Annotated in this window: 2 protein-coding genes; both read right to left on the bottom strand. The window is 58.6% G+C overall.

Annotated features, from left to right (window positions below; genetic code table 11):
• Window positions 1–126: biotin carboxylase N-terminal domain-containing protein (locus tag CH283_RS19625; RefSeq protein ID WP_141215327.1), on the bottom strand; the 126-nt coding region annotated here is incomplete at its 3' end.
• A gap of 14 nt (window positions 127–140) precedes the next feature.
• Window positions 141–419: an acyl-CoA carboxylase epsilon subunit gene (locus CH283_RS19630; RefSeq protein WP_094639331.1), complete on the bottom strand. Its 279-nt coding sequence runs from the start codon at window positions 417–419 to the stop codon at window positions 141–143.
• Window positions 420–514 lie beyond the last annotated feature (95 nt).

The following is a 514-nucleotide window of genomic DNA, read 5'->3' on the forward strand; positions in this document are numbered from 1 at the left end:
TTCGGCGTACACAGCGACACTGGCCAACCCGGCATCGGCCGCAGCCCGGATCACCCGCACCGCGATCTCACCACGATTGGCGACAAGAACCTTGGTGATTTTTCTATGGGAAGTCGAGGTAGTCATGTACTGAAATTCCTTCACTGGCCATATCGGGCATTGACGAAAAGAGCTGGGGCACTTGAAAGTCCGTAGCGATGCATGTCTTCCGGGCGACCCCACAGATCGATCGGGGCCGGCAATTCCTCGGCCACCGACGGCCGCGCGGCAGTCAAAACCGCAACGAGAGCAGCGATCTCGACGTCCGTCGGACTTCCGCGAAACGACCAACTGACCGACGCCGCATCATGATTCGCTTCGCTCGCTGCGTCATGATTCGCTTTGTCGTTCGCTGCGTCATGATTCGCTTCGTCGCTCATAGTGGGATGTTTCCGTGTTTCTTGGGTGGGAGGGTGACTTGTTTGCGTTCGAGTAGTCGTAGTGCGGTGACGATCTGGCCGCGGGTGTGACTGGG

The sequence above is a fragment of the Rhodococcus sp. 05-2254-2 genome, from assembly GCF_002259095.1.
In the GTDB taxonomy this organism is placed as follows: Bacteria; Actinomycetota; Actinomycetes; order Mycobacteriales; family Mycobacteriaceae; genus Rhodococcoides.

Bases quoted from the DNA above. Each gene is read 5' to 3' on its own strand.
- CH283_RS19630 (WP_094639331.1), bottom strand. From the start codon at position 419: ATGAGCGACGAAGCGAATCATGACGCAGCGAACGACAAAGCGAATCAT.